Annotated in this window: 22 protein-coding genes; 5 read left to right on the top strand and 17 right to left on the bottom strand. The window is 67.6% G+C overall.

The window, feature by feature from the left end; all coding sequences use genetic code 11:
• Window positions 1-18: 18 nt before the first annotated feature.
• Together phnE and RZE77_RS33045 are read left to right on the top strand one after the other, a co-directional pair.
• Window positions 19-831, top strand: a complete 813-nt coding sequence (gene phnE, locus RZE77_RS33050) for a phosphonate ABC transporter, permease protein PhnE (protein ID WP_021004542.1) — start codon at window positions 19-21, stop codon at window positions 829-831.
• A gap of 67 nt (window positions 832-898) precedes the next feature.
• On the top strand, window positions 899-1,549 hold the full coding sequence (locus RZE77_RS33045; RefSeq protein WP_319442892.1) for an ABC transporter ATP-binding protein: 651 nt from the start codon (window positions 899-901) through the stop codon (window positions 1,547-1,549).
• A 21-nt stretch (window positions 1,550-1,570) separates the two neighbouring features.
• On the opposite strand, the gene RZE77_RS33040 is transcribed toward RZE77_RS33045, so the two are convergent.
• The 9 genes from RZE77_RS33040 to RZE77_RS33000 all read right to left on the bottom strand — a co-directional run bounded on the left by RZE77_RS33040 (window position 1,571) and on the right by RZE77_RS33000 (window position 7,886).
• The gene (locus tag RZE77_RS33040) at window positions 1,571-1,894 is read right to left on the bottom strand and encodes a hypothetical protein (protein WP_319442891.1); all 324 of its coding nucleotides are present in this window, start codon (window positions 1,892-1,894) and stop codon (window positions 1,571-1,573) included.
• A 62-nt stretch (window positions 1,895-1,956) separates the two neighbouring features.
• Window positions 1,957-2,253 carry a hypothetical protein gene (locus RZE77_RS33035; RefSeq protein WP_021004561.1) on the bottom strand — a complete coding sequence of 99 codons (297 nt, stop codon included), beginning with the start codon at window positions 2,251-2,253 and terminating at the stop codon, window positions 1,957-1,959.
• A gap of 131 nt (window positions 2,254-2,384) precedes the next feature.
• Window positions 2,385-3,725: a type II toxin-antitoxin system HipA family toxin gene (locus RZE77_RS33030; protein ID WP_319442890.1), complete on the bottom strand. Its 1,341-nt coding sequence runs from the start codon at window positions 3,723-3,725 to the stop codon at window positions 2,385-2,387.
• A gap of 2 nt (window positions 3,726-3,727) precedes the next feature.
• Window positions 3,728-3,985 (bottom strand): helix-turn-helix domain-containing protein, encoded by a 258-nt coding sequence (locus RZE77_RS33025; RefSeq protein WP_319434593.1) that lies wholly within the window; start codon window positions 3,983-3,985, stop codon window positions 3,728-3,730.
• 158 nt (window positions 3,986-4,143) lie between these two features.
• Entirely contained in the window at window positions 4,144-4,980 is an 837-nt protein-coding gene (locus tag RZE77_RS33020) for an alpha/beta fold hydrolase (protein ID WP_319442889.1), read from the bottom strand.
• Window positions 4,981-5,685: an SDR family oxidoreductase gene (locus RZE77_RS33015; RefSeq protein WP_319442888.1), complete on the bottom strand. Its 705-nt coding sequence runs from the start codon at window positions 5,683-5,685 to the stop codon at window positions 4,981-4,983.
• A 41-nt stretch (window positions 5,686-5,726) separates the two neighbouring features.
• A complete protein-coding gene (locus RZE77_RS33010) occupies window positions 5,727-6,728 on the bottom strand; it encodes an NADP-dependent oxidoreductase (RefSeq protein WP_319442887.1) in 1,002 nt (333 codons plus the stop codon).
• An 11-nt stretch (window positions 6,729-6,739) separates the two neighbouring features.
• A complete protein-coding gene (locus tag RZE77_RS33005) occupies window positions 6,740-7,246 on the bottom strand; it encodes a DUF2147 domain-containing protein (RefSeq protein WP_319442886.1) in 507 nt (168 codons plus the stop codon).
• A gap of 40 nt (window positions 7,247-7,286) precedes the next feature.
• Window positions 7,287-7,886: a TetR/AcrR family transcriptional regulator gene (locus tag RZE77_RS33000; RefSeq protein ID WP_319442885.1), complete on the bottom strand. Its 600-nt coding sequence runs from the start codon at window positions 7,884-7,886 to the stop codon at window positions 7,287-7,289.
• Window positions 7,887-7,958: 72 nt separating this feature from the next.
• Here RZE77_RS33000 and RZE77_RS32995 point away from each other — a divergent pair, with 72 nt between their 5' ends.
• A complete protein-coding gene (locus RZE77_RS32995; protein ID WP_319442884.1) occupies window positions 7,959-8,450 on the top strand; it encodes a nucleoside deaminase in 492 nt (163 codons plus the stop codon).
• A gap of 12 nt (window positions 8,451-8,462) precedes the next feature.
• Here the strand turns inward: RZE77_RS32995 and RZE77_RS32990 are convergent, their stop codons facing one another.
• On the bottom strand, window positions 8,463-9,446 hold the full coding sequence (locus RZE77_RS32990; RefSeq protein ID WP_319442883.1) for a Bug family tripartite tricarboxylate transporter substrate binding protein: 984 nt from the start codon (window positions 9,444-9,446) through the stop codon (window positions 8,463-8,465).
• A gap of 150 nt (window positions 9,447-9,596) precedes the next feature.
• Between RZE77_RS32990 and RZE77_RS32985 the strand changes: the two genes are divergently transcribed.
• Window positions 9,597-10,394 carry a DUF899 domain-containing protein gene (locus RZE77_RS32985; RefSeq protein ID WP_319442882.1) on the top strand — a complete coding sequence of 266 codons (798 nt, stop codon included), beginning with the start codon at window positions 9,597-9,599 and terminating at the stop codon, window positions 10,392-10,394.
• 34 nt (window positions 10,395-10,428) lie between these two features.
• Here the strand turns inward: RZE77_RS32985 and RZE77_RS32980 are convergent, their stop codons facing one another.
• Genes RZE77_RS32980 through RZE77_RS32970 form a run of 3 tightly spaced genes read right to left on the bottom strand, consistent with a single transcriptional unit; the run spans window position 10,429 to window position 12,207 of the window.
• Window positions 10,429-11,037 carry a trimeric intracellular cation channel family protein gene (locus RZE77_RS32980; RefSeq protein ID WP_319442881.1) on the bottom strand — a complete coding sequence of 203 codons (609 nt, stop codon included), beginning with the start codon at window positions 11,035-11,037 and terminating at the stop codon, window positions 10,429-10,431.
• Between the two features lie 10 nt (window positions 11,038-11,047).
• The gene (locus RZE77_RS32975; protein WP_319442880.1) at window positions 11,048-11,692 is read right to left on the bottom strand and encodes an FMN-binding negative transcriptional regulator; all 645 of its coding nucleotides are present in this window, start codon (window positions 11,690-11,692) and stop codon (window positions 11,048-11,050) included.
• A 26-nt stretch (window positions 11,693-11,718) separates the two neighbouring features.
• The gene (locus tag RZE77_RS32970) at window positions 11,719-12,207 is read right to left on the bottom strand and encodes a GNAT family N-acetyltransferase (RefSeq protein ID WP_319442879.1); all 489 of its coding nucleotides are present in this window, start codon (window positions 12,205-12,207) and stop codon (window positions 11,719-11,721) included.
• Between the two features lie 188 nt (window positions 12,208-12,395).
• Here RZE77_RS32970 and RZE77_RS32965 point away from each other — a divergent pair, with 188 nt between their 5' ends.
• A complete protein-coding gene (locus RZE77_RS32965; protein ID WP_319443454.1) occupies window positions 12,396-13,076 on the top strand; it encodes a TonB family protein in 681 nt (226 codons plus the stop codon).
• Between the two features lie 31 nt (window positions 13,077-13,107).
• On the opposite strand, the gene RZE77_RS32960 is transcribed toward RZE77_RS32965, so the two are convergent.
• From RZE77_RS32960 to RZE77_RS32945, 4 genes are read right to left on the bottom strand one after another with little or no spacing between them, the layout of a single operon-like run.
• Window positions 13,108-13,872, bottom strand: a complete 765-nt coding sequence (locus tag RZE77_RS32960; RefSeq protein WP_319442878.1) for an MlaA family lipoprotein — start codon at window positions 13,870-13,872, stop codon at window positions 13,108-13,110.
• Complete coding sequence (locus tag RZE77_RS32955) at window positions 13,869-16,970, bottom strand: efflux RND transporter permease subunit (RefSeq protein ID WP_319442877.1); 3,102 nt, start codon at window positions 16,968-16,970, stop codon at window positions 13,869-13,871. Before RZE77_RS32955 ends, RZE77_RS32960 begins: the two co-directional genes overlap by 4 nt.
• 3 nt (window positions 16,971-16,973) lie before the next feature.
• Window positions 16,974-18,092, bottom strand: coding sequence for an efflux RND transporter periplasmic adaptor subunit (locus tag RZE77_RS32950; protein ID WP_319442876.1), 1,119 nt, complete (start codon window positions 18,090-18,092; stop codon window positions 16,974-16,976).
• Window positions 18,089-18,715 (bottom strand): phosphatase PAP2 family protein, encoded by a 627-nt coding sequence (locus tag RZE77_RS32945; protein WP_319442875.1) that lies wholly within the window; start codon window positions 18,713-18,715, stop codon window positions 18,089-18,091. Before RZE77_RS32945 ends, RZE77_RS32950 begins: the two co-directional genes overlap by 4 nt.
• Window positions 18,716-18,729: the final 14 nt, after the last annotated feature.

Genomic DNA, 18,729 nt, shown 5'->3' with positions numbered 1-18,729 from the left:
TGCACTGCTGTGTCCGCCATGCAACCCACGGTCCATATCGTCCGCCCGAGCCTGGCGCCTGCGGCGTCCGCCGCCCCGAAGCGCAGCCTCGCCTGGCAGCTCTCGTGGGCGGGCCTGCTGATCTTGCTGGCCGCGTCCTGGAAGGGCGCCGACATGCGCCCGTTCGAACTCTGGCGCGATTCCGGCAACATGGCCACCTATGCGGCCGAGTTCTTTCCGCCGAACTTCACGCAGTGGCGCATGTACCTGCAGGAGATGGTCGTCACCTTGCAGATCGCGCTGTGGGGCACGGCGCTGGCCGTGGTCACCGCCGTGCCGCTCGCGCTGCTGGCTTCCGCCAACATCGTGCCCTGGTGGATCTACCAGCCGATGCGCCGCCTCATGGACAGCTGCCGCGCCATCAACGAGATGGTGTTCGCGATGCTGTTCGTGGTGGCCGTGGGCCTGGGCCCCTTCGCCGGCGTGCTGGCGCTGTGGGTGCACACCACCGGCGTGCTGGCCAAGCTGTTCGCCGAAGCCGTGGAAGCCATCGACCCGCAGCCGGTGGAAGGCATCCGCTCCACGGGCGCCAGCGCGCTGCACGAGATCGTCTACGGCGTGCTGCCGCAGGTGATGCCGCTGTGGATTTCGTATGCGCTGTACCGCTTCGAGTCGAACGTGCGCTCGGCCTCGGTGGTAGGCATGGTGGGCGCGGGCGGCATCGGCGTGGTGCTGTGGGAAATCATCCGCGGCTTCCAGTACGCCGAGACCTGCGCGGTGATGCTGATCATCGTGGTGAGCGTGAGCGCCATCGACCTGGCGTCGGCGCGCATCCGCAAGTTCCTGATCTGAGCTGAGCTGAAGGCGCGGTGGAGGCCCTGGGGCCGAGGCAGAATCCGGCAAGGACTTCCTCGCGCACATGAACGCCCCGACAACATCACCCGCCATCCTCCAGCTCCACGACCTGAGCTTTTCCTATCCGGGCCAGCCCGCGCTCGCATCCGGCTGGTCCGCATCGGTGGGCGAGGGCGTCACGCTGCTGCATGGCGATACGGGCAGCGGAAAGTCGACCCTGCTGCGCGTGATCGCGGGCGCGCTGCCTGCCTCCGGAACGCTGACGCTCGCGGGAATACGGCTCGACGCCGAGCCCGAGGCCTACAGGCGCAACGTATTCTTCTGCGACCCGGCCGCCGAAGCTTTCGACCAGCTCACCGCGCGTGCGTGCACGGCCACCCTGAGCGAGGGCGACGCGGGCTTCGATGCGGCGTTGTGGCAGGTGCTGGTCGAGGGTTTTTCGCTGGTGCCGCACATCGACAAGCCGATGTACATGCTTTCCACCGGATCGAAGCGCAAGGTGGGGCTGGCGGCCGCACTGGCTTCGGGCCGTGCGCTGGTGCTGCTCGACGAACCCGAAGGTGCGCTCGACGCGCGGTCGATCGGCTGCCTGTGGAAGGCCGTCGAGTCACGGGCCGGGCGCGCGGGCCATGCGATCGTCATTGCGAGCAGCGCGCGCCTCGACCACGTTCCGCGGGTTCCGCTCGCCGGGTGCATCGAGTTGCCGCTTCGCTGACTCCCGGGTTGCGATCCGCCGTCAGCGGCCCTCGCACTTGACCTCTTCCTTGAACACTTCGCGGCTGGCCTCGAGCTTGACCTTGCAGGGGCCGTCCCGGAACTCGTCCTTCCATTCCCCTTGCCACGTGGCGCCGATGCCGTCCTTGCACTTGACCTCGCGCTTGAACTCGCCTCGCTTCGACTCCTGCTTGACCTCGCAGGGCTTGGCCCAGCGGTCGTCGCGCCAGTTGCTTTGCCAGTCGCCGCGTCGCCAGCGCTTCTTCGAATCGTCGTCGTCGGCGAAGGCACTGGGGGCGGCGATGGCGGAAAGCAGCAGGAGTGCTGCGGTGGCTCGAATGGACATGGCGTTCTCCTTGACGAGGTGCGGCTGCTGCGAAAGTATGTGCCAACGGCAAGCGCTCGCGCTCAGCGCCGATAAGGATTGTGGGGACGGCGGTCGTAGCGGTCAGGCACGCCGTCGCGGTCGCTGTCCCGGCGCGCATGGCGGTAGTCGGCGCGGCGGCCATGACGATAGTCGGCATGGCGGTCGTGGCGGTGGTCATAGCCGTGCCGCACCACGTGCCGCGGCGGAGGCGGCGGAACAACGACCACATGCGGGCGATAGCCGTGGTCTCCATGGTGCGGCTGCGCCTGCGCAGGAGCGCTCAGGGCGGCCAGGGAGAGCAGGGCGGCCGTAGCCAATGCGAGGGACAACTTCTTCATTGCAACTCCTTCGAGTCGTTGTATTCAGGAGTTCCCATGCTGAGGGCGCAATGTGAAGGGCCGGTAAGGCTGCGGCGAATTTCCGATGAACTTTTTTGCAGGACATTCCGGCATGCGCGGGCGCCGCCTCCCTAGACAGGCGGCATCCCCTCCAGCGCCCTCGCGGAGCGGGCGAGCCCTTCGAGAATCCGGCCCGACACCGCCGCCGGAAACTGCGCGGGCAAGCGCGCAGCGATCCGATCGATCACGCCTGGCGTTGCCGCGAGCACGCGCTGGATGATGTTCTCGGCATCCGGACCATAGTGGCACTTCTGCGCCATGGCGTTGAAGTGGCACCGCTCGATGGTCTTGAAGTGGTAGTACCTGTTCTTGCCGGACAAGGCCATCGCGAGCTTGGCCTCGTGCCTGGAGAACCGGTTCGGGCCGTTGCCTTCCAGCGGCCAGATGGACATCACGTCGTAGAGGGGCGTCAGCCTGTAGCGGCCCATCGGGAGCCAGGCAATGCTGAAGTTCTTGGCATGCCCGTCGGGCGCGCCCAGCATCCAGAAGAGCAGCTGTGCGGTGAGGAGCGTTGCCAGGTCTTCCTGCGCGTTGACCGAATTGCGCAGCACATCGGCGAGGTCGGTCATTCCCGGTCCGCCGTCCGCTTCGTATTTCAGGTGCGACGGCCTGCCGAGGGCCTGGCAGAAGTCTTCCTGCGGCAGGCGCAGCCACCAGTTTCCGGAGGAGTGCAGCCGGCGGTCGAAACGCTCGACCGCCAGCACCTTCTGCGAACCGAACCGGAGCATCGCGGTCCGGGGAACGGGAACGCCGTACGCCTGGAGGATGTTCAGGCAGAGCCACTCGTTCTCCACCGAGGTGGTGAAGTCGGCCTTGCGATGGCCGACCAGGCCCAACGGCAGCTTCAGGATATGCGTGGTGGGGGTCGAGCCCTGCGGACGCACCCACTGGCCCTCGTGCCACAGAAGCGCGGTTTTCTCCTGGGCGCCCGCCAGGGAGATGCGCAGCTCGTCGCCAGGCAGCGCCTGCGTGGCGAAACTGCCCGGATCGACCGTCTGCTGCAGCAGCCGTTCGACGCCGGCTTCGCTCATCGGCTCGCCTTCGATGCGTTCCACATCGGCCGGGCTGGCGTTCTCTCCCAGCAGCTGGATGGCTCCCACGCAATCCCTGCCGATCGCCTGCAGCAGGTCGAAGGCCTGCGTCGTCTGCGTGCCGAAGCGGCTCGCAATGCGCTGGCGGATGGGCAGGCTGTCCGGCAGCAGGTTGTCGAAGTAGTTACTGACGACAGCGCCCTTGTGGGTGAAGCCGCGCACCAGCGGCAATGAAAGCGAGAGCGGGCGCCCCGCGGGCGAATCGGCCCAGGCATCGTCATAGCGCAGTTCGTCCGCCCCGTGCACGGGGATGCGCCAGCTGCCGACCCGTTCACCGTTGGCCCAGATGGAAAGGGCCTGGAGGCCACGTGTGCGTGCCACGCTCACCACTCCTGGGAAGGGGCCTTGCTGCCGGCGGGCGCAGGCTTCTTGGAGCCCACCACCATCTCGAGGCCCAGCACGCCGAAGATGGCCAGCAGCTGCTCCAGGCTCAGCGAGCCCGGGTTGAGCTCCATGTGGGACATCCGGCTCTGGCTGATGCCGAGCCGCTCGGCCAGCCTGACCTGCGAGATGCCCGCTTCCTTGCGCGCGGCCTTGAGCAGCGCGCCGAGCTGGGAGGGGACCGAAAGGACTTGCTGCATATGAATACCAATGAGGTTGGTATCCAAATATTACCTATGACATGGGTATTTGTCAAAAAACTCATCACATGGGTAATTATGTGAATACCCATGAGATGGGTAATCGGCTGCAAGCGCGGTCGTCCCGCACGGACTTGCAGGGCAGCGTCCTCGAAACTCTAGCGACCCAGGAACTCGACCGCCCTGGGCACGAAGTCCGCATGGAACTGGAACACGCCGCCGTGGCCTGCATCGGGGTAGATGATCAGCGTGCTGTTCGGAAGCCGCCGCGCCAGCTCGCGCGAGTTCGCCGTCGGGACCATCCGGTCGTCGTCCCCGTTGACGATGAGCACGGGCTGCCTGACCGCCGAAAGATCGGCCGGATGTTTGCGGCCCCAGGCCTTCACCGCCCGCAGCTGCGCCAGGTACGCGGCGATCGTGATCTCCTTGTCGCGGTTCTCCGAGCGTTCCTTCAATCGCGCGAGAAAAGCCTTGCCGGCCTCGATGCCGCCCGGCGTGCGCGTGAAGAACAGGAACTGCTTGGGGTCCTGGCCGGTGAGAAGACCCCGCAGCAGGTCCCAGTGCGCGACCCTCGCCACCGTGCTGATGCCCTCGCCGCCCGCGGGGCCGGTGGCTGCGAGGATCATCCTGCGCACGAGTTGCGGCGCCTTCAGCACGATTTCCTGGGCGATCATTCCGCCCATCGAAAGGCCGAAGAGGTCGACCTGCCCGAAGCCCATCGCCTGGATGAAGGCGATGGCGTCGCCCGCCATCTGCTCCACCGAATCGGACGGCGAACCGCTGGATGCGCCGACGCCGCGGTTGTCGAAGGCGACCACGTGGTGCTTCGCCGCGATGCCGTCCATGATGCGCGGGTCCCAGTTGTCCAGGACGGCGGCCAGGTGAACCAGAAACACCACCGGTGTTCCGCCATGGTGCGTTCCCAGTTCCCGGTACGCAAAATCCACGCCACCGGCGAAGATGGATTTCGTTGGAGCGTCCGTCCAGCGGTGCACTCAGGCCACCTGCGGAAGGTAGCTGGGCCTGGGCGCCGTCATCCCTTGCTTGACCTGCTGGGTGAGCTCGTCGGCCAGCACCTCGTCGAGGCCCGACTCGAGCCCGTCGAGCGCACGCTTCACGATGTCTTCAGGGCTCGTCTTCAGCACATCGAATCCGCGCGTGAGGTCGGTGTCGACATAGCCCATGTGCAGCGCCAGCACCTGCGTCTTCTGCGCCGACAGCTCGCTGCGCAGGGCATTGGTGAGCGACCACGCAGCCGACTTGCTCGCCGAATAGGCGGCCAGTTCGCCGCCATTCACCCACGATGCGATCGACAGGACGTTGAGCAGCGCGCCGCCGCCGTTGGCCTTGAGAATGGGCGCGAAGGCCTTGCTCATGCGCAGCACGGCAAAGAAGTTGGTTTCGAAAATGCGCCGGGCGACCTCTTCGCTGTCGGCAGCGAGAAAGCCCCCGGGTTGGGCAATGCCGGCGTTGTTGACCACCAGCGTCACGTCGGACGCCGCCGCCGCGGCGGCCGCCACGTCTTGCGGATTGTTGACATCCAGACGCAGCGCCTGGACGCCAGCCAGGGTGACCACCGCAGGGTCGCGTGCGCCCACATAAACCTTGCGGGCGCCGCGGGCCAGCAGCTCGCGCGCGAACGCCAGGCCGATGCCGCGATTGGCGCCAGTGACAAGGGCAACGGAATTTTCGATCTTCATGGGAATCTCCAAAAAATGAGGGGAACAAGAATGAACAAGGCTCACTTGAGCTTGACGACGACCTTGCCCTTGGCGCGGCCTGCTTCGACATAGGCCAGGGCTTCGTTGGTGGACTCGAACGGGAACACCCGGTCCATCACGGGCCGGATGGCACCGGCCTCGATGAGGCGCGTGATCTCGCGCAGCTGGCTCCCGTTCGCCCTCATGAAGAGGAATGAGAAGCCGACGCCGCGGCCTTTGGCCCTGCGCCGGATGCCCGAACTCAGCAGCCGCATGACCAGCTTCACGAAGCCGGGCGCGCCGCTTTGCTTGCCGAACTCGGGGTCGGGCGGTCCGGAGATGGTGATGAGCTTGCCGCCGCGCTTGAGCACGTGCAGGGATTTCTCGAGCGTCTTGCCGTCCTGGCTGTTCAGGACCACGTCGTAGTCGCGCAGCACATCCTCGAAGTCCTGCGTCCTGTAGTCGATGACGACGTCCGCGCCCAGGCTCTTCACGAGCGCGGCATTGGCCGCGCTCGTCGTGGTGGCAACGGTGGCGCCCAGCTGTTTGGCCAGTTGGATGGCAAAGGTGCCCACGCCGCCGGAGCCCGCCTGGATGAAGACCTTCTGCCCCTTCTTGAGCCCGGCCTTCTCGACCAGTGCCTGCCACGCCGTCAGGGCCACCAGCGGAATGGAAGCGGCTTCTTCCATCGTGAGGCCCTGCGGCTTCAACGCGAGCGACGCCTCCTTGACCGCAACGAACTCGGCGAAGGTGCCGATCCGGAAATCGTCCGCCCGCGCATAGACCTCGTCGCCCGGCTTGAACTGCCGCACGCGCGCCCCGGCCTTGACCACGACACCGGCCACGTCGTGCCCCAGCACAAGGGGCAGGCGGTACGGCAGGATGAGCTTGAACTCGCCATTCCTGATCTTGGCGTCCAGCAGGTTCAGGCCCGCGGCATGCACCTCGACCAGGACCTCGTCATCGCGCAGCTCGGGCGTCGGCATGTCGGCCGGCCGCAGTGCGGCCTTCTTGCCGTATCGATCGAGAACAAATGCTTTCATGGTCTTCCTTGTTACTGGCGTATCCAGGTCTGTGAGCGGCCCAGCATGGGCACACCGATGTAGCCGCGCACGCTGAGCTTCTTGCCGTTGTCGGTCAGGCGCACAGTGCTGCGGTAGACCTTGCCGTTGTCGGGATCGAGGATCTGGCCGCCGGCGTATTCGTCACCGTCCTTCTTCAGGCCATTCAGGATCACCAGCCCGACGACCGGTGCATTCTTGTTGGCGCCTTCGCACTTCTCGCAGGTCGGATTCGGGTCTTCGTTCGGGGCCGGGAACACCTTCTCGATCTTTCCCTGGAGGACGCCATTCGATTCGGTGAGGCGGATCAGCGCCCGCGGCTTGCCGCTGACGTCGTCGACGTTCTTCCACAGGCCGACGGGCGATGTCTCGTCCGCCCGGGCCGGCAACGCCGTGAGCGCTGCGGCCGCGGTGAAGCCCTGGAACGCGAGCGCGAAAAGGAGCGGAAGCGCGCGCGCTTTGCCGGCAAGGTTTTGCTTATTTCGCATGATAATCATCATATTTGAAGGCGAAAAAAATGGGATTCGTTCTGCGGTCGATTCAGGCCGGCGCCAGGTGCTTCAGCGCCGCCTCGCGCAGGCTGTCCGACAGCGCCGGTTCGTCGACCGCGCGCGCCAGCAGCAGGGTGCCGACCATGGTGGCGACGGTCACGAGGGCGCGTTCATGCGCAGCGGGCTGGCCCCAGTCGGGCAACTGGCGGGCGACGAGATCGATCATTTCCTTGAGGTGGCGGGTGGTCACGCGCCGCACTTCGGCGGCCTGGCGCGGTGTTTCCGAGCCCAGCGCGGCCAGCGGGCATCCCACCTCCGCGTGCGCCACATGCTCCGGCGAGAGGTAGGCGCGCAGCATGGAGGCCAGGGCCTGCCCGGAGGGCTCTTCGGAAGCGACCTTGGCCGCCGCCGCGGCCGATTCGGTGCAGGCCCGGCCCGCGGCTTCGGCCAGCATGGCTTCGCGCGACGGGAAATGGGCGTAGAAGGCGCCATGGGTCAGGCCGGCTTCCTTCATGATGTCGGCCACGCCGGTGCCGTCGTAGCCGCTGCGGCGGATCGCCCGGGCAGCCACGGACAGGATGCGCTCGTGCGAGGCTTCCTTGGCCGCTGCCCTGACGCTGTGCTTTGTGTTTCGCATGATGCGTATCATACATTTTATCTGGCCATGGCGCCAGCAGGGCTGCTGCGGCGGAACGTTCTCAAGAGCAAGGAGAAAGAAGCGATGTACCAAGAGACTTTCATGAAGCGGGCGCTGGCGCTTTCGGCCAAGGCCCTCGAAACGCCCGGCACCGAGCCCTTCGGTGCCGTGGTCGTGAAGGACGGCCAGGTCGTCGGCGAGGGGCTCAACCACTCGGTGGCGAATTTCGATCCGACCTCGCACGGGGAGGTGGAGGCGATCCGCGATGCCTGCAGGCGGCTGCGCAGCGTCGACCTTGCCGGATGCGACCTGTACACCTCGTGCGAGCCATGCGCCCTGTGCGTCGCGGCAATGCGCATCGCCGGCATCCGCGCGCTCTTCTACGCAGCCTCCATGGAACAGGCAGGCCAGGCCTTCGACGGGCTGCCGGCTGCCGCTCGCCACCCGATCGATGTGGACGATCTCCGCGTGGAGGCGGGCGCGCCCCTGGCCCTGCGCAAGATGCCGGCGCAGCAGCACCTGGCCGATGAAGCCACCGCGGTGCTGGCCGCCTGGGCAGCGCCGCGCAAGCGCTGAGGGTGTGCCTGGCTAGAGCTTGATCCCCGCGCCCTTGACCGTCGGGCCCAGCACGTTCACCTGCTCCTTCACGAAGCCATTGAACGCGGCGACGGTCTCGGGCTTGGCCACGATGCCCAGATCGGTGAGCTTCTTCTGGATCTCGGGCATCACCAGCACCTCGTTGCAGGCCGCGTTGAGCCGCGCCACCACGTCTTCCGGCAACCTGGCCGGGCCGGACAGGCCGAAGAAGTTCTCGAGCACCAGCTTCGGCTGCTTGAGCTCGGCGATGCTCGGTACGTCCGGCATCAGCGGCGAGCGCTGGGCGCCGGTCACGGCCAGGGGCACCAGCTGTCCGCTCTTGAAGAAGGGAACGTAGGCGGTGATGACGTCGATGCCCACCGGAATGGTGTTGGCGATCAGGTCGGTGGTCATCGGTGCGCCACCGCGGTAGGGCACGTGCACCATGTTGATCCCGGTGATCTTCCTGAGCAGCTCGCCGTGGATGTGGCCGATCGAACCGGGGCCGCCCGAGCCGAAGTCCATGCGGCCGTCCTTGCGCCCGGCCGCCTCGAAGTCCGCATAGCTCCTGAAGCCCGACGGCTTGCTGGCCATGATGACCAGCGGCGCGGCGCCCAGGTAGGCGATGTGGCTGAAGCCCGCCACCGGATCGTAGGGCTGCTTGTCGAGCGTGAAGGGGCCGAGCGCGATCGGCGTGGTGTTTGAGAGCATCAGCGTGTAGCCGTCGGGCGCGGCCGCGGCCACCTGCGCGCCGCCGATGGTGCCGCCCGCGCCGGGCTTGTTGTCCACGACCACGGGCTGCCCCAGCTTCTTCGACAGCTGTTCCGCGAGCAGGCGCGCGAGCACGTCGCTGGAGCCACCCGGCGGAAAGGTCACGATGATCTTGATCGGCTTGTCGGGCCATTGCGCGAAGGCGGGGAGGGCGAGCGAGGCGGCGCCTGCCGCCAGGACGTGCAGCGCTGTGCGGCGGGTGGGGCGGAAGTCGGTGGTGGTCATGGCGTTGTTCTCTGCGGGCGATGGGGGAAACCACCGGGTAGCAGGAACCGGGCCCGACGCGGAAAGCAGCAATCCCGCCAAACTTGTTACTCCCGCTGCGCGATGCCCGGTGCCAAACTTTTCTTCTCGCCCAACCAGGAGATCCAAGCCATGACGACTTCCATCGAGAACGGAAAGAAAGGCGGCCCGCCCGCCATGCACACGCCACCGGTCGTTTCGCCCAAGGCGTGGGAGGCGGCCCGCGAGCAGCTGCTGGTGAAGGAAAAGGCCCAGACCCGCGCCCGCGACGCGCTGGCCGCCGAGCGCCGGCGCATGCCGTGGATGGCCGTGGAAAAAACCTACGCGTTCGAAGGGCCCGCGGGCAAGGTCAGCCTGCCCGAGCTGTTCGACGGCCGGCGCCAGCTGATCGTCTACCGCGCCTTCTTCGAGCCCGGCGTGTTCGGCTGGCCCGACCACGCCTGCCGCGGCTGCTCCATGGTGGCCGACCAGGTTGCCCACGTTGCCCATCTGAACGCCCGCGACACCACCCTTGTCTTCGTCTCGCGCGCGCCGCAGGCGGAGATCGCGCGGCTGCAGGCGCGCATGGGCTGGGAGATTCCGTGGTTCACGCTCACCGACAGCTTCGACGCCGACTTCGGCGTCGACGAATGGCACGGCACCAACGTGTTCTACCGCGATGCAGGCGACCGCGTGTTCCGCACCTACTTCATCAACAACCGCGGCGACGAGCAGATGGGCAACACCTGGAACTACCTCGACATCACGCCGCTCGGCCGGCAGGAGGTGTGGGAAGACTCGCCCGAGGGCTATCCCCAGACGCCCACCTACAAGTGGTGGAACTGGCACGACAACTACGCCGAAGAGGCCGTGCCCGACAAGAAGTGGGTCGAGATCTCCACCGCCGGCGAGGCGGCGTTCCGCGAGCAGAGCCAGAACGCGAAGCGATGAGCCGCGGCGGGTGGCTGCGCCGCGCGGCGCACGCTCAAGCCGAAAGCCGCAGCACCGGCAGGTGCCAGCCGCCGTAGATCCCGCCGAGGCGGAGCGCCACGACCAGCAGCAGGCCCGCGTGAAAGGCCCAGCGGCGCGGCGTTCCGGCGGCCTGCAGGAGCAGGTAGGCGGCAATGCCCGCGATGGCGGCAGAGCCGTAGATGCCGCTGCTCAGCAGCAGCGGAATGCGGTCGGTGAGCACATCGCGCAACAGGCCGCCGGCGGCGCCGGTCATGGTGCCGATCAGGATCACGACGAGCGCCGGCAGGCGCCGCTCTTCGGCCACCTGCGCGCCGGTCATCGCAAAGAGCGCGAGGCCCAGCGCATCGGCCAATGCCAGCGCGTGCTCGGGCAGCGGGAAGAAATGGACCCACGCGATGGCGGCCGCGGTCGCCGCCAGGATCGCGTACACATAGCGCACTTCGCGGATCCAGAACACCGGATGGCGGTCCAGCAGCAGGTCGCGCAGCGTGCCGCCGCCCACGGCCGTGACGGAGGCGATCACCACCACGCCCAGCCAGTCGAGGCCTGCATGGCCCGCCGCCAGCACGCCGCTGACGGCAAACACCGCGATGCCGGCGAGATCGAGCACATACAGCAGCATGGCAATCCCGTCAGCGCTGCTGCCGGGCGGCACGTTCGACGAGGAGCGCCATCGCCGCCGCGTTCTCGCTGCCTTCGGCGGCAAGCCCGCTCACGGTGCCCCACCGGTCCTGCAGGTCCTCGTCCTGGCTTGCCTTGAGCTTGCCGACCAGCCGCTCGATCGGAATCTCGATGCCCACCACGGCGCGCAACATCCTGTCGATGAAATCCGCCGGCGCGTCCGTCATCTGCCAAGGCAACGGCTTCGAGGATTCGTGGGCCGCCGTGAGGCGCGTCAGCATGCCGCGCAGCCAGTGTTCGTCGTCGATGGCTCGCGCCACGCCGTGTGCATGCGCGACGGCGTAGTTCCAGGTTGGCACGACCTTTCCGTGCGCCTGCTTGCCCGGATACCAGCCGGGCGTGATGTAGGACTGCGGGCCCTGGAACATGACCACCGAATGCCCGGAGGCAGGCAGCAGCTTCCACACCGGATTGGCACGCGACACGTGGCCCATCAGCGTTCCGAACGGGCCGCGCGACCTGTCCAGCAAAAAGGGAACATGGTTGGCGACCAGGCCTTCGCTGCCGGGCACGACCCATGCGCCCAGCGGGTGGGCTTCGATCAGTGCCTGGGCTTCGGCGGGCTCGGGCAGCGCGTGGTGCTTTGATACGTACACGAAAACTCCAGGAGGTGGCGCGGCGGCTATTGTGTCGTCGGGAGTTCGTATCGCGCGAACGAGACGGCGCCCTTCTGAATGATGCTGTGCAGCGCGAAGCCGAAGTGCTCATAGAGATCTCGAAGCCCGGGTCGGTCCGCGACGCAGTCCAGGCGAAGGTATGGCCGACCGAGAGCCCGTGCGTGTGCTCGGGCAAACGACAGCAGCTCGGTCGAAACCCCCTTCTTCGCCCACGCCCGGCGAACGGCCAGCTTGTGAACGAAGGCCGAGGTGCCGGATGCGATCTCGGGCCAGAAGATGGGATCCTCCAGCTCGAATTTCATCACGCCGGCCAACTGCTCCCCTTCCCGTGCAACATGGAAAAGCCCGGCGTTCGTGTCACGCAGAACGCGCTCGTGGCCGATCTCCGCACCGGACCACAGCGCTCTGCCGCCATCGGAGAGCCATTGCGCGGCTTCCTGCAGGACGGAGGCGATCTCGTGCGCATCCGAGGTGTGCGCTTGCTGGATGTTCATGATGAAGGATAGGCTCGACCGCATCCGGGCCGCATTCATGGTCTGCTGAAGTGACGCTACGCGCTTGATTCTGCGGTACACGCCGAGCCCGAGTCATGGTTCGTCAGCGGTCGGCTACGATCAATCCTCTTTCGGAGGAATGGATGCAAGGGCCGCAAATGAGATGGGGATGTTTGGCGTTGGCACTGATGCTGCACGCGCCTGCATTTGCCGCGGAGATCGAAGCTGCACCGCAGGAAGAAGCCCAGGCACATGAGGCATCCAGGCTTGGCCTGGTGCCAGGGTTGCCCCACCTTCGTGAACCCATCGAGGTGGAATATCCCCAGATCGCGAGCCGAGCGGGGCTCGAAGGTCGTGTCGTCGTGGAGGTTCTCGTCGATGCACAAGGCAAACCACAAAGAACGATCATCAGGTCGCGTTCGCCGCGTTTCGTCGATCTGTTCGATGCGCCAGCCCAAGCTGCCGTGATGCGCGCAAGCTTCGATCCGGCGCTCGACGCGGAAGGCAAGCCAATGGCTGCTTCGATGCGGCAGCCGATCGCCTTCAGGCTGCAAGGCTTCGAAGGTGACCATGCCCCCGCCTGCGATGTGGACACCGCTGCACACTATCCCACCGAGGCGCGCGCATTGGGTGCCGAAGCTGTGGTCGGCCTGTTGGTCAAGGTCGACGAGACAGGGTGGGTTGACAGCGCCTCCATGACAGTGGTCGGTCGCGAACCCGCCAATGCGCGCATGTTCGACAAGGCCGCCAAGGCTGCGGTTGTGCAGGCGCGCTGCCGCGCGGCGCGGCGCATGGGGAGGTCGGTCGAGAACTTCGTTGTGCTCGAGGTGCCATTCAGGATCGCCGTGCCCGACACACCGAAGCCATAGCCTGCGCGTTTTCTTGCGCAGCCTCGCCCACTCAATCGCTGTCGCCTCGCAGATCCTCCCGGATCTGCCGGTTGCGTCTCTGGGCCCATGCATCGCGCACGAAGATGTAGTCGTCGATCGCGTCGCGGCGAAACCTGTCGATGGGCAGCATCTGCGTTCGCCCATCGACGATCTCCAGCATCTGCAGCCCCGCGGCGACGCCGCTGTCCTGGATCTGGCTGATGGGCGACAGCGGCTGGTCACCCAGCATGGCGAGCGTATCGCGCACGGTGCGGGGCCCCAGGAGCGGAACGACCAGATAATTCGAATCGCTCCAGCCCCAGGTCGCGAGTGTCTGGCCGAAGTCTTCGCCGCCGCGCCTGGGCATGCCGAAGCCGGAAGCCGGATCGAAGATGCCGCCGATGCCGACAGTGGTGTTTGCGACGAAGCGTCCCACCGACTGTGCCGCGTCGCCGGGGCGCCCCTGCAGGGCCTGGTTCATTGCCGTGACCGGCGTACCCAGATTGGAGAAGAAGCGCGAGACGCCCGCCTTTGCCGCGTCCGGCACGGCCTTGTCATAGCCGACGGCCAGAGGACGCAAAACGAATCTGTCCGCGGCATTGTTGAAGCTGTGGATCTTCCGGTTGAAGTTTTCCCAGGGGTCGCGCACCGGCGCCCTGGCGTTGATCGAATCCGCATCCGGCTCGATCTGCAATGGTCCCTCGACCGGGGGCGCGGTGGGGGCTGCGGCGTCGTGGGCCCAGGCGCCGTGGGTCAGCACCATCGCCATGAGCAAGGTGGTCGGAATCGCCTTCATTTGAATATCCGTTCGTATGTACAAGCGTGGAGAAATGCTGCGCGCCGCCTGGACCACTGCACGCCATCGTCGACACAGCTGAAGACGGCCGGTATCACCAGCAGGCTCAGGAAAGTCGAGGTGATGAGCCCGCCGATCACGACGATGGCCATGGGCACGCGGAAGCTCGGGTCGCCGCCCAGGCCCAGGGCCACAGGCAGCATGCCGCAGCCCATGGCGATCGTGGTCATGACGATGGGCCGCGACCGCTTGCGGCAGGCGTCGAGGATGGCCTCGGTGGTCCCCAGGCCGTGATCGCGGCGCGCGAGGATGATGTAGTCGACCAGCAGGATCGAGTTCTTCGTCGCGATCCCCATCAGCATGATCAGGCCGATCATCGAAGGCATCGACAGCGCGGAGCCGGTCACGAACAGCGCCAGCACGGCGCCCGGCACCGACAGCACGAGCGCGGCCAGGATCGTTGCCGGCTGCACGAAGTCCTTGAACAGCAGCACCAGGACCATGTAGATGCACAGCACGCCGGTCAGCATCGCCAGGCCGAAGCCGGCGACGAGCTCCTTCATCTCCTCGGCCTCGCCGAGTGCGCTGCGCACGACGCCCGGGGGCAGCTGCCGCAGGCTCGGCAGCGCCAGCACCGCCTGTTCGACATCGCCCAGCGGGCGGCCGTTGAGTTCGACCTCGATGCCGATGTTGCGCAGGCGGTCATGGCGCGTGATCTCCGCGGGGCCGCTGCCGAACTCGAGCGCGGCGACGTTGCCGAGCGCGACCGGCCCGCGCGCACCGGGCACCGGCAGGCGGCTGAGCGTCTGGAGGTCGTCGCGCCCGACATCGCTGAGCCGCACCATCACCGGCACCTGCCGTTCGCCGAGGTTCAGCTTCGCGAGGTCCTGTTCATGGTCGCCGATGGTCGCCACGCGCAGCGTCTCGGCGATCGCCGAGGAGGTGACGCCCAGGTCCGCGGCGCGCGCGAAGTCGGGCCTGACCGTCAGTTCCGGCCGCACCAGGCTGGCGGTGGACGTCACCGCGCCGATGCCCGGGAGGGTGCGCAACTCGCGCTGGACCTGTTGCGCGTGCCGCTCGAGGGCGCGGCTGTCCTCGCCGGCCAGCACCAGCGCGTACTTCTCGCCCGAGCCGCCCATGCCGACCGAAACCCGCGCGCTGGGCAGCGCCCCCAGCGCGATGCGCAGCTGCTGCTCGACCTCCTGCTTGCGCAGGCCCTTGCGTTCGCCGCGCGGCGTGAGGCGCAACGTGAGCATGGCGGTGCGCACGTCCGAGGCCGCTGGGCCTTTCGCTTCGGCCGGGTTGCCGCCCGTGCTGCCGCCGCCGATGGCCGTGTAGACGCTGCGCACATGCGCGTTCTGCTTGAGCAGCAGGCGCGCACGCTCGGCCAGCGCCACCGTGTCTCGCAGTTCGCTGCCCGGCGCCAGCGTGAGGGTCACCTGCGTCTGCGCATCGTCGTCGGGCGGAACGAACGCGGTCGGCAGCAGCATCGCCAGCCCCAGCCCGCCGGCGAACAGGGCGGCCGTGGTGGCCAGCGTCAGTGCACGGTGGCGCAGGCACCAGCCCACCAGGCCCAGATAGCCTCGCATCCAGGCCGGCTCGTGGCTTCGGCGCCGGTCAGGCGCCCGCAGCATGTTGGCCGCCATCATGGGCGTCAGCATGCGGGCCACGACCAGCGAGAAGAAGACCGCGACCGCGGCGGTCCAGCCGAACTGGACGAAGAACTTTCCGGCCATGCCGCTCATGAACGCGGTCGGCAGGAACACCGCGACCAGCGTGAACGTGGTCGCGATCACCGCCAGCCCGATCTCGCCGGTAGCATCCATGGCCGCCTGGAAAGGCGTCTTGCCCATCAGCAGGTGGCGCTCGATGTTCTCGATCTCCACGATGGCGTCGTCCACCAGCACCCCGACCACCAGCGACAGCGACAGCAGCGTCACCGTGTTGAGCGTGAAGCCCATCGCATGCATCAGCGCGAAGGTCGGGATCACGGACAACGGCAGCGCGACCGCCGCCACGAAGGTGGCACGCCCGTCGCGCAGGAACAGAAAGACCACCAGCACCGCGAGCGCGGCGCCTTCGTAGAGCAGGCGCATGGAGCCGTCGTAGTTCTCGACCACCGGCTCGATCAGGTCGAAGGCCTCCGTGACCGTGATCTCGGGGTGCCTGGCCTTCAGGCCGGCCAAGGCGCGTCGCACGCCTTCGGCCACGTCGATCTCGCCGAAGCCGCGCGCGCGCACGATCTCGAATCCAACCACCGGCGCGCCGTCGAGGAAGGCCGCCGAGCGCGGTTCGGCGACCGAGTCGCTCACAGTTGCGACCTGGTCGAGCCGGATGCGGCGTCCGTCGCCGAGCGTGAGTTCGACGGCGCCCATCTCCTGCGCGGTCTGCACCGTGCCGATCACGCGCACCGTCTGCTCGGTGCCGCCGAAGCCGACGCGGCCGCCCGGCGCTTCCTGCTGCACTTCGCGCAACTGGCGCGAGATGTCCGCCGCTGTGGCGCGCAAGGCGAGCAGGCGCTCGGGATCGAGGTCCACGCGCACTTCGCGGCTCGCGCCGCCCACGCGCGTGACGGCGCCGACCCCGCGCACCGCGAGCAGGGCCTTGGCGACCCTGTGATCGACGAACCACGACAGCGCCTCGTCGTCCATGCGTGCCGAGGCGACGGTGTAGGTCAGGATCGGCGATCCGGTCAGCTCGGCCTTCTTGATCACCGGGTCGCGCAGATCGGCGGGCAGCTCGGCCCGCACGCGCGAGACGGCGTCGCGCACATCGTCGAGTGCCTCCTGTGTCTTCTTGTCGAGGTGGAACTCGACGGTGATGTCGGCCGCGCCGTCGGTCAACGTGCTCTTGATGTGCTTGATGCCTTGCACGGTGCCGAGCGCGTTCTCGATCCTGCGCGCGACCTCGGTCTCGAGCTGCGAAGGCGATGCACCGGGCAGAGCGGCCGTCACCGTGACGGTGGGCACGTCCATGTCGGGAAAGTTCTGGATCTTCATCGCCGAGAAGCCCATCAGGCCGCTGAACGTCAGCAGCACGAAGAGCAGCACGACCGGAATCGGATTGCGGATGGACCAGGCGGAGAGATTCATGGGCATGCCTCAGGTCCCCGGCTCTTCGGCCACGCGCACCAGATCGCCGTCGCCCAGGAAGGCGGCACCCGCGGCAACGACCCGGTCCCTTGCATCGAGGCCGCCGGTGATCTCGATGCGGTCGCCCGCGCGGCGGCCCGTCGTGACCCTGGCCTGGACGATCCGTGAATCCGGCCCCACGCGCATCACATGGCTGAAGCCTTCGCGCAGCAGCACCGCGCCTTGCGGCAGCGTCATCGCCTCGCTCGCGCCGAGTTCGAATTCGCCGCGTGCGAACATCCCGGCGCGCAGCGTGTCGCCGGGCGGCAGGTCCACGTAGGCCAGACCGTTGCGCGACAGGATGTCGATGGACGGTGCCAGCATCCGCAGCCGGCCCTCGACGGCCTCCCCGCCGGCCGGTGCGATCCGGACCTTCTGCCCGGGCTGGAGCCGGGCCAGGTCGGCGGCCGCCACCTCGGCGCGCCATTCGAGCCGGCCGCCCCGGATCAGGCGGAACAGTTCCTGGCCGGCCGGCACCACGGCACCAACCGTGGCCGTCCGCGCGGAAATGATGCCGTCGTCCGGCGCGACGACGCGGGCCTGTGCGAGGCGCAACGAGCTCGTTCTTTCGACGGCCCTGGCCGCATCCAGCCGCGCCTTTGCCGCGCGTTCCGCGGTTGCGTACTGGTGGATCTGCTGGCCCGACAGTGCGCCGCTGTCCTGAAGCACGCGCCCCCGTTGGGCATTGGCTGCCGCTTCGGCGAGCGCCGCATCCGCCTCGGCGACCGCGGCACGGCTTTGCGCCAGCTCGGCCTCGACCGTCTGGGCGGTGAAGGTGGCCAGCAGTTGCCCGCGGCGCACCCTGTCTCCCACATTCACCTTGACTTCGGCCAGGCGCAGGCCGTTGGCCTCGGTGCCGATGATGGCCTCCTGCCACGCCGCGATATTGCCGTTGGCGGGCACGCGAAGTGACAGCAATGCGGGCTGCAGGCGCGACACCACCACGGTCAGGGCCGACTGCCCCGGGTCGGCCGCAGCCGCTTCCTTTGGACGCGCGTCCGGATGGGTCCTGGCGAGCGCGACCGTGAGGGCCGCGCCGGCGAGCGCGAGGCCCAGGGTGGCAAGTGCAAGATGGTGCGGTGTCTTCATGATCGGCTGTTGGAGATGGCGCCTTGAACGCGCGGTGCCCAGAAGCGCACGCACCAGGCGGCGATGCATGCGGAGGCCAGGACATCGCTTGGGAAGTGCTCGAGCGTCAGCACGCGGCAGAGAGCGGCGGCGACGGCAAGCGCCAGCAGCGGCACGCGCCATGCGGGACGTAGGCACGCCAGCACGCCCGCCGCGGCAAAAGCCGCAAAGGCGTGGCTGGAAGGAAAGGAGTTGAAGGGCGCGCCAGAGAACGGTGCGGCGAGGCCATACCGGCCGTGCTCCAGCAACATGAAAGGCCGCGCCCGCGCGACGATGTGCTTGAGCGCCAGCGTGGCCAGGCCGCCTGTCAGCAGCGTGAGCAGCATGAGCAGGCTTGCGCGCCTTGTCTGCTCCCAGAACCGGCTGCAGCGCCCGGCCGCGGGCCATGCCAATGCGACGTGGCTCGCACCCCAGGCAGCCAACGCGATGCCGGCGAGGACCGTCGCGTTGGCGAGCTCGCTCACCCTGTCGAAGAACTCGTCGAGCGCCGGCGTCAAGCCGCAGTGGATGCCCCTGACGATCACGGCGTCCGCCCAGAGCACCAGGGCAATCCAGACGATCGAGGACCGGGCGGCGGTCAGCATCCATCGAAATGGCG

The organism is Variovorax sp. SPNA7, from assembly GCF_033807855.1.
GTDB classification, from domain to species: domain Bacteria; phylum Pseudomonadota; class Gammaproteobacteria; order Burkholderiales; family Burkholderiaceae_C; genus Variovorax; species Variovorax beijingensis.
The sequence above is the reverse complement of the archived record's forward strand: the minus strand, read 5'-3'. Positions and strand labels throughout refer to the sequence as shown.

Excerpts from the sequence above, each read along its gene's own strand:
- RZE77_RS33010 (WP_319442887.1), bottom strand. The coding sequence starts at position 6,728 with ATGAAAGCATTTGTTCTCGATCGATACGGCAAGAAGGCCGCACTGCGG.
- RZE77_RS33045 (WP_319442892.1), top strand. The coding sequence starts at position 899 with ATGAACGCCCCGACAACATCACCCGCCATCCTCCAGCTCCACGACCTG.
- phnE (WP_021004542.1), top strand. The coding sequence starts at position 19 with ATGCAACCCACGGTCCATATCGTCCGCCCGAGCCTGGCGCCTGCGGCG.
- RZE77_RS32950 (WP_319442876.1), bottom strand. The coding sequence starts at position 18,092 with ATGAAGACACCGCACCATCTTGCACTTGCCACCCTGGGCCTCGCGCTC.
- RZE77_RS33005 (WP_319442886.1), bottom strand. The coding sequence starts at position 7,246 with ATGATGATTATCATGCGAAATAAGCAAAACCTTGCCGGCAAAGCGCGC.
- RZE77_RS32960 (WP_319442878.1), bottom strand. The coding sequence starts at position 13,872 with ATGAAGGCGATTCCGACCACCTTGCTCATGGCGATGGTGCTGACCCAC.
- RZE77_RS32995 (WP_319442884.1), top strand. The coding sequence starts at position 7,959 with ATGTACCAAGAGACTTTCATGAAGCGGGCGCTGGCGCTTTCGGCCAAG.
- RZE77_RS33040 (WP_319442891.1), bottom strand. The coding sequence starts at position 1,894 with ATGTCCATTCGAGCCACCGCAGCACTCCTGCTGCTTTCCGCCATCGCC.
- RZE77_RS33015 (WP_319442888.1), bottom strand. The coding sequence starts at position 5,685 with ATGAAGATCGAAAATTCCGTTGCCCTTGTCACTGGCGCCAATCGCGGC.
- RZE77_RS32945 (WP_319442875.1), bottom strand. The coding sequence starts at position 18,715 with ATGCTGACCGCCGCCCGGTCCTCGATCGTCTGGATTGCCCTGGTGCTC.
- RZE77_RS32980 (WP_319442881.1), bottom strand. The coding sequence starts at position 11,037 with ATGCTGCTGTATGTGCTCGATCTCGCCGGCATCGCGGTGTTTGCCGTC.
- RZE77_RS32985 (WP_319442882.1), top strand. The coding sequence starts at position 9,597 with ATGACGACTTCCATCGAGAACGGAAAGAAAGGCGGCCCGCCCGCCATG.
- RZE77_RS33035 (WP_021004561.1), bottom strand. The coding sequence starts at position 2,253 with ATGAAGAAGTTGTCCCTCGCATTGGCTACGGCCGCCCTGCTCTCCCTG.
- RZE77_RS33000 (WP_319442885.1), bottom strand. The coding sequence starts at position 7,886 with ATGATACGCATCATGCGAAACACAAAGCACAGCGTCAGGGCAGCGGCC.
- RZE77_RS32955 (WP_319442877.1), bottom strand. The coding sequence starts at position 16,970 with ATGCCCATGAATCTCTCCGCCTGGTCCATCCGCAATCCGATTCCGGTC.
- RZE77_RS33025 (WP_319434593.1), bottom strand. The coding sequence starts at position 3,985 with ATGCAGCAAGTCCTTTCGGTCCCCTCCCAGCTCGGCGCGCTGCTCAAG.
- RZE77_RS32970 (WP_319442879.1), bottom strand. The coding sequence starts at position 12,207 with ATGAACATCCAGCAAGCGCACACCTCGGATGCGCACGAGATCGCCTCC.
- RZE77_RS32990 (WP_319442883.1), bottom strand. The coding sequence starts at position 9,446 with ATGACCACCACCGACTTCCGCCCCACCCGCCGCACAGCGCTGCACGTC.
- RZE77_RS32965 (WP_319443454.1), top strand. The coding sequence starts at position 12,396 with ATGCTGCACGCGCCTGCATTTGCCGCGGAGATCGAAGCTGCACCGCAG.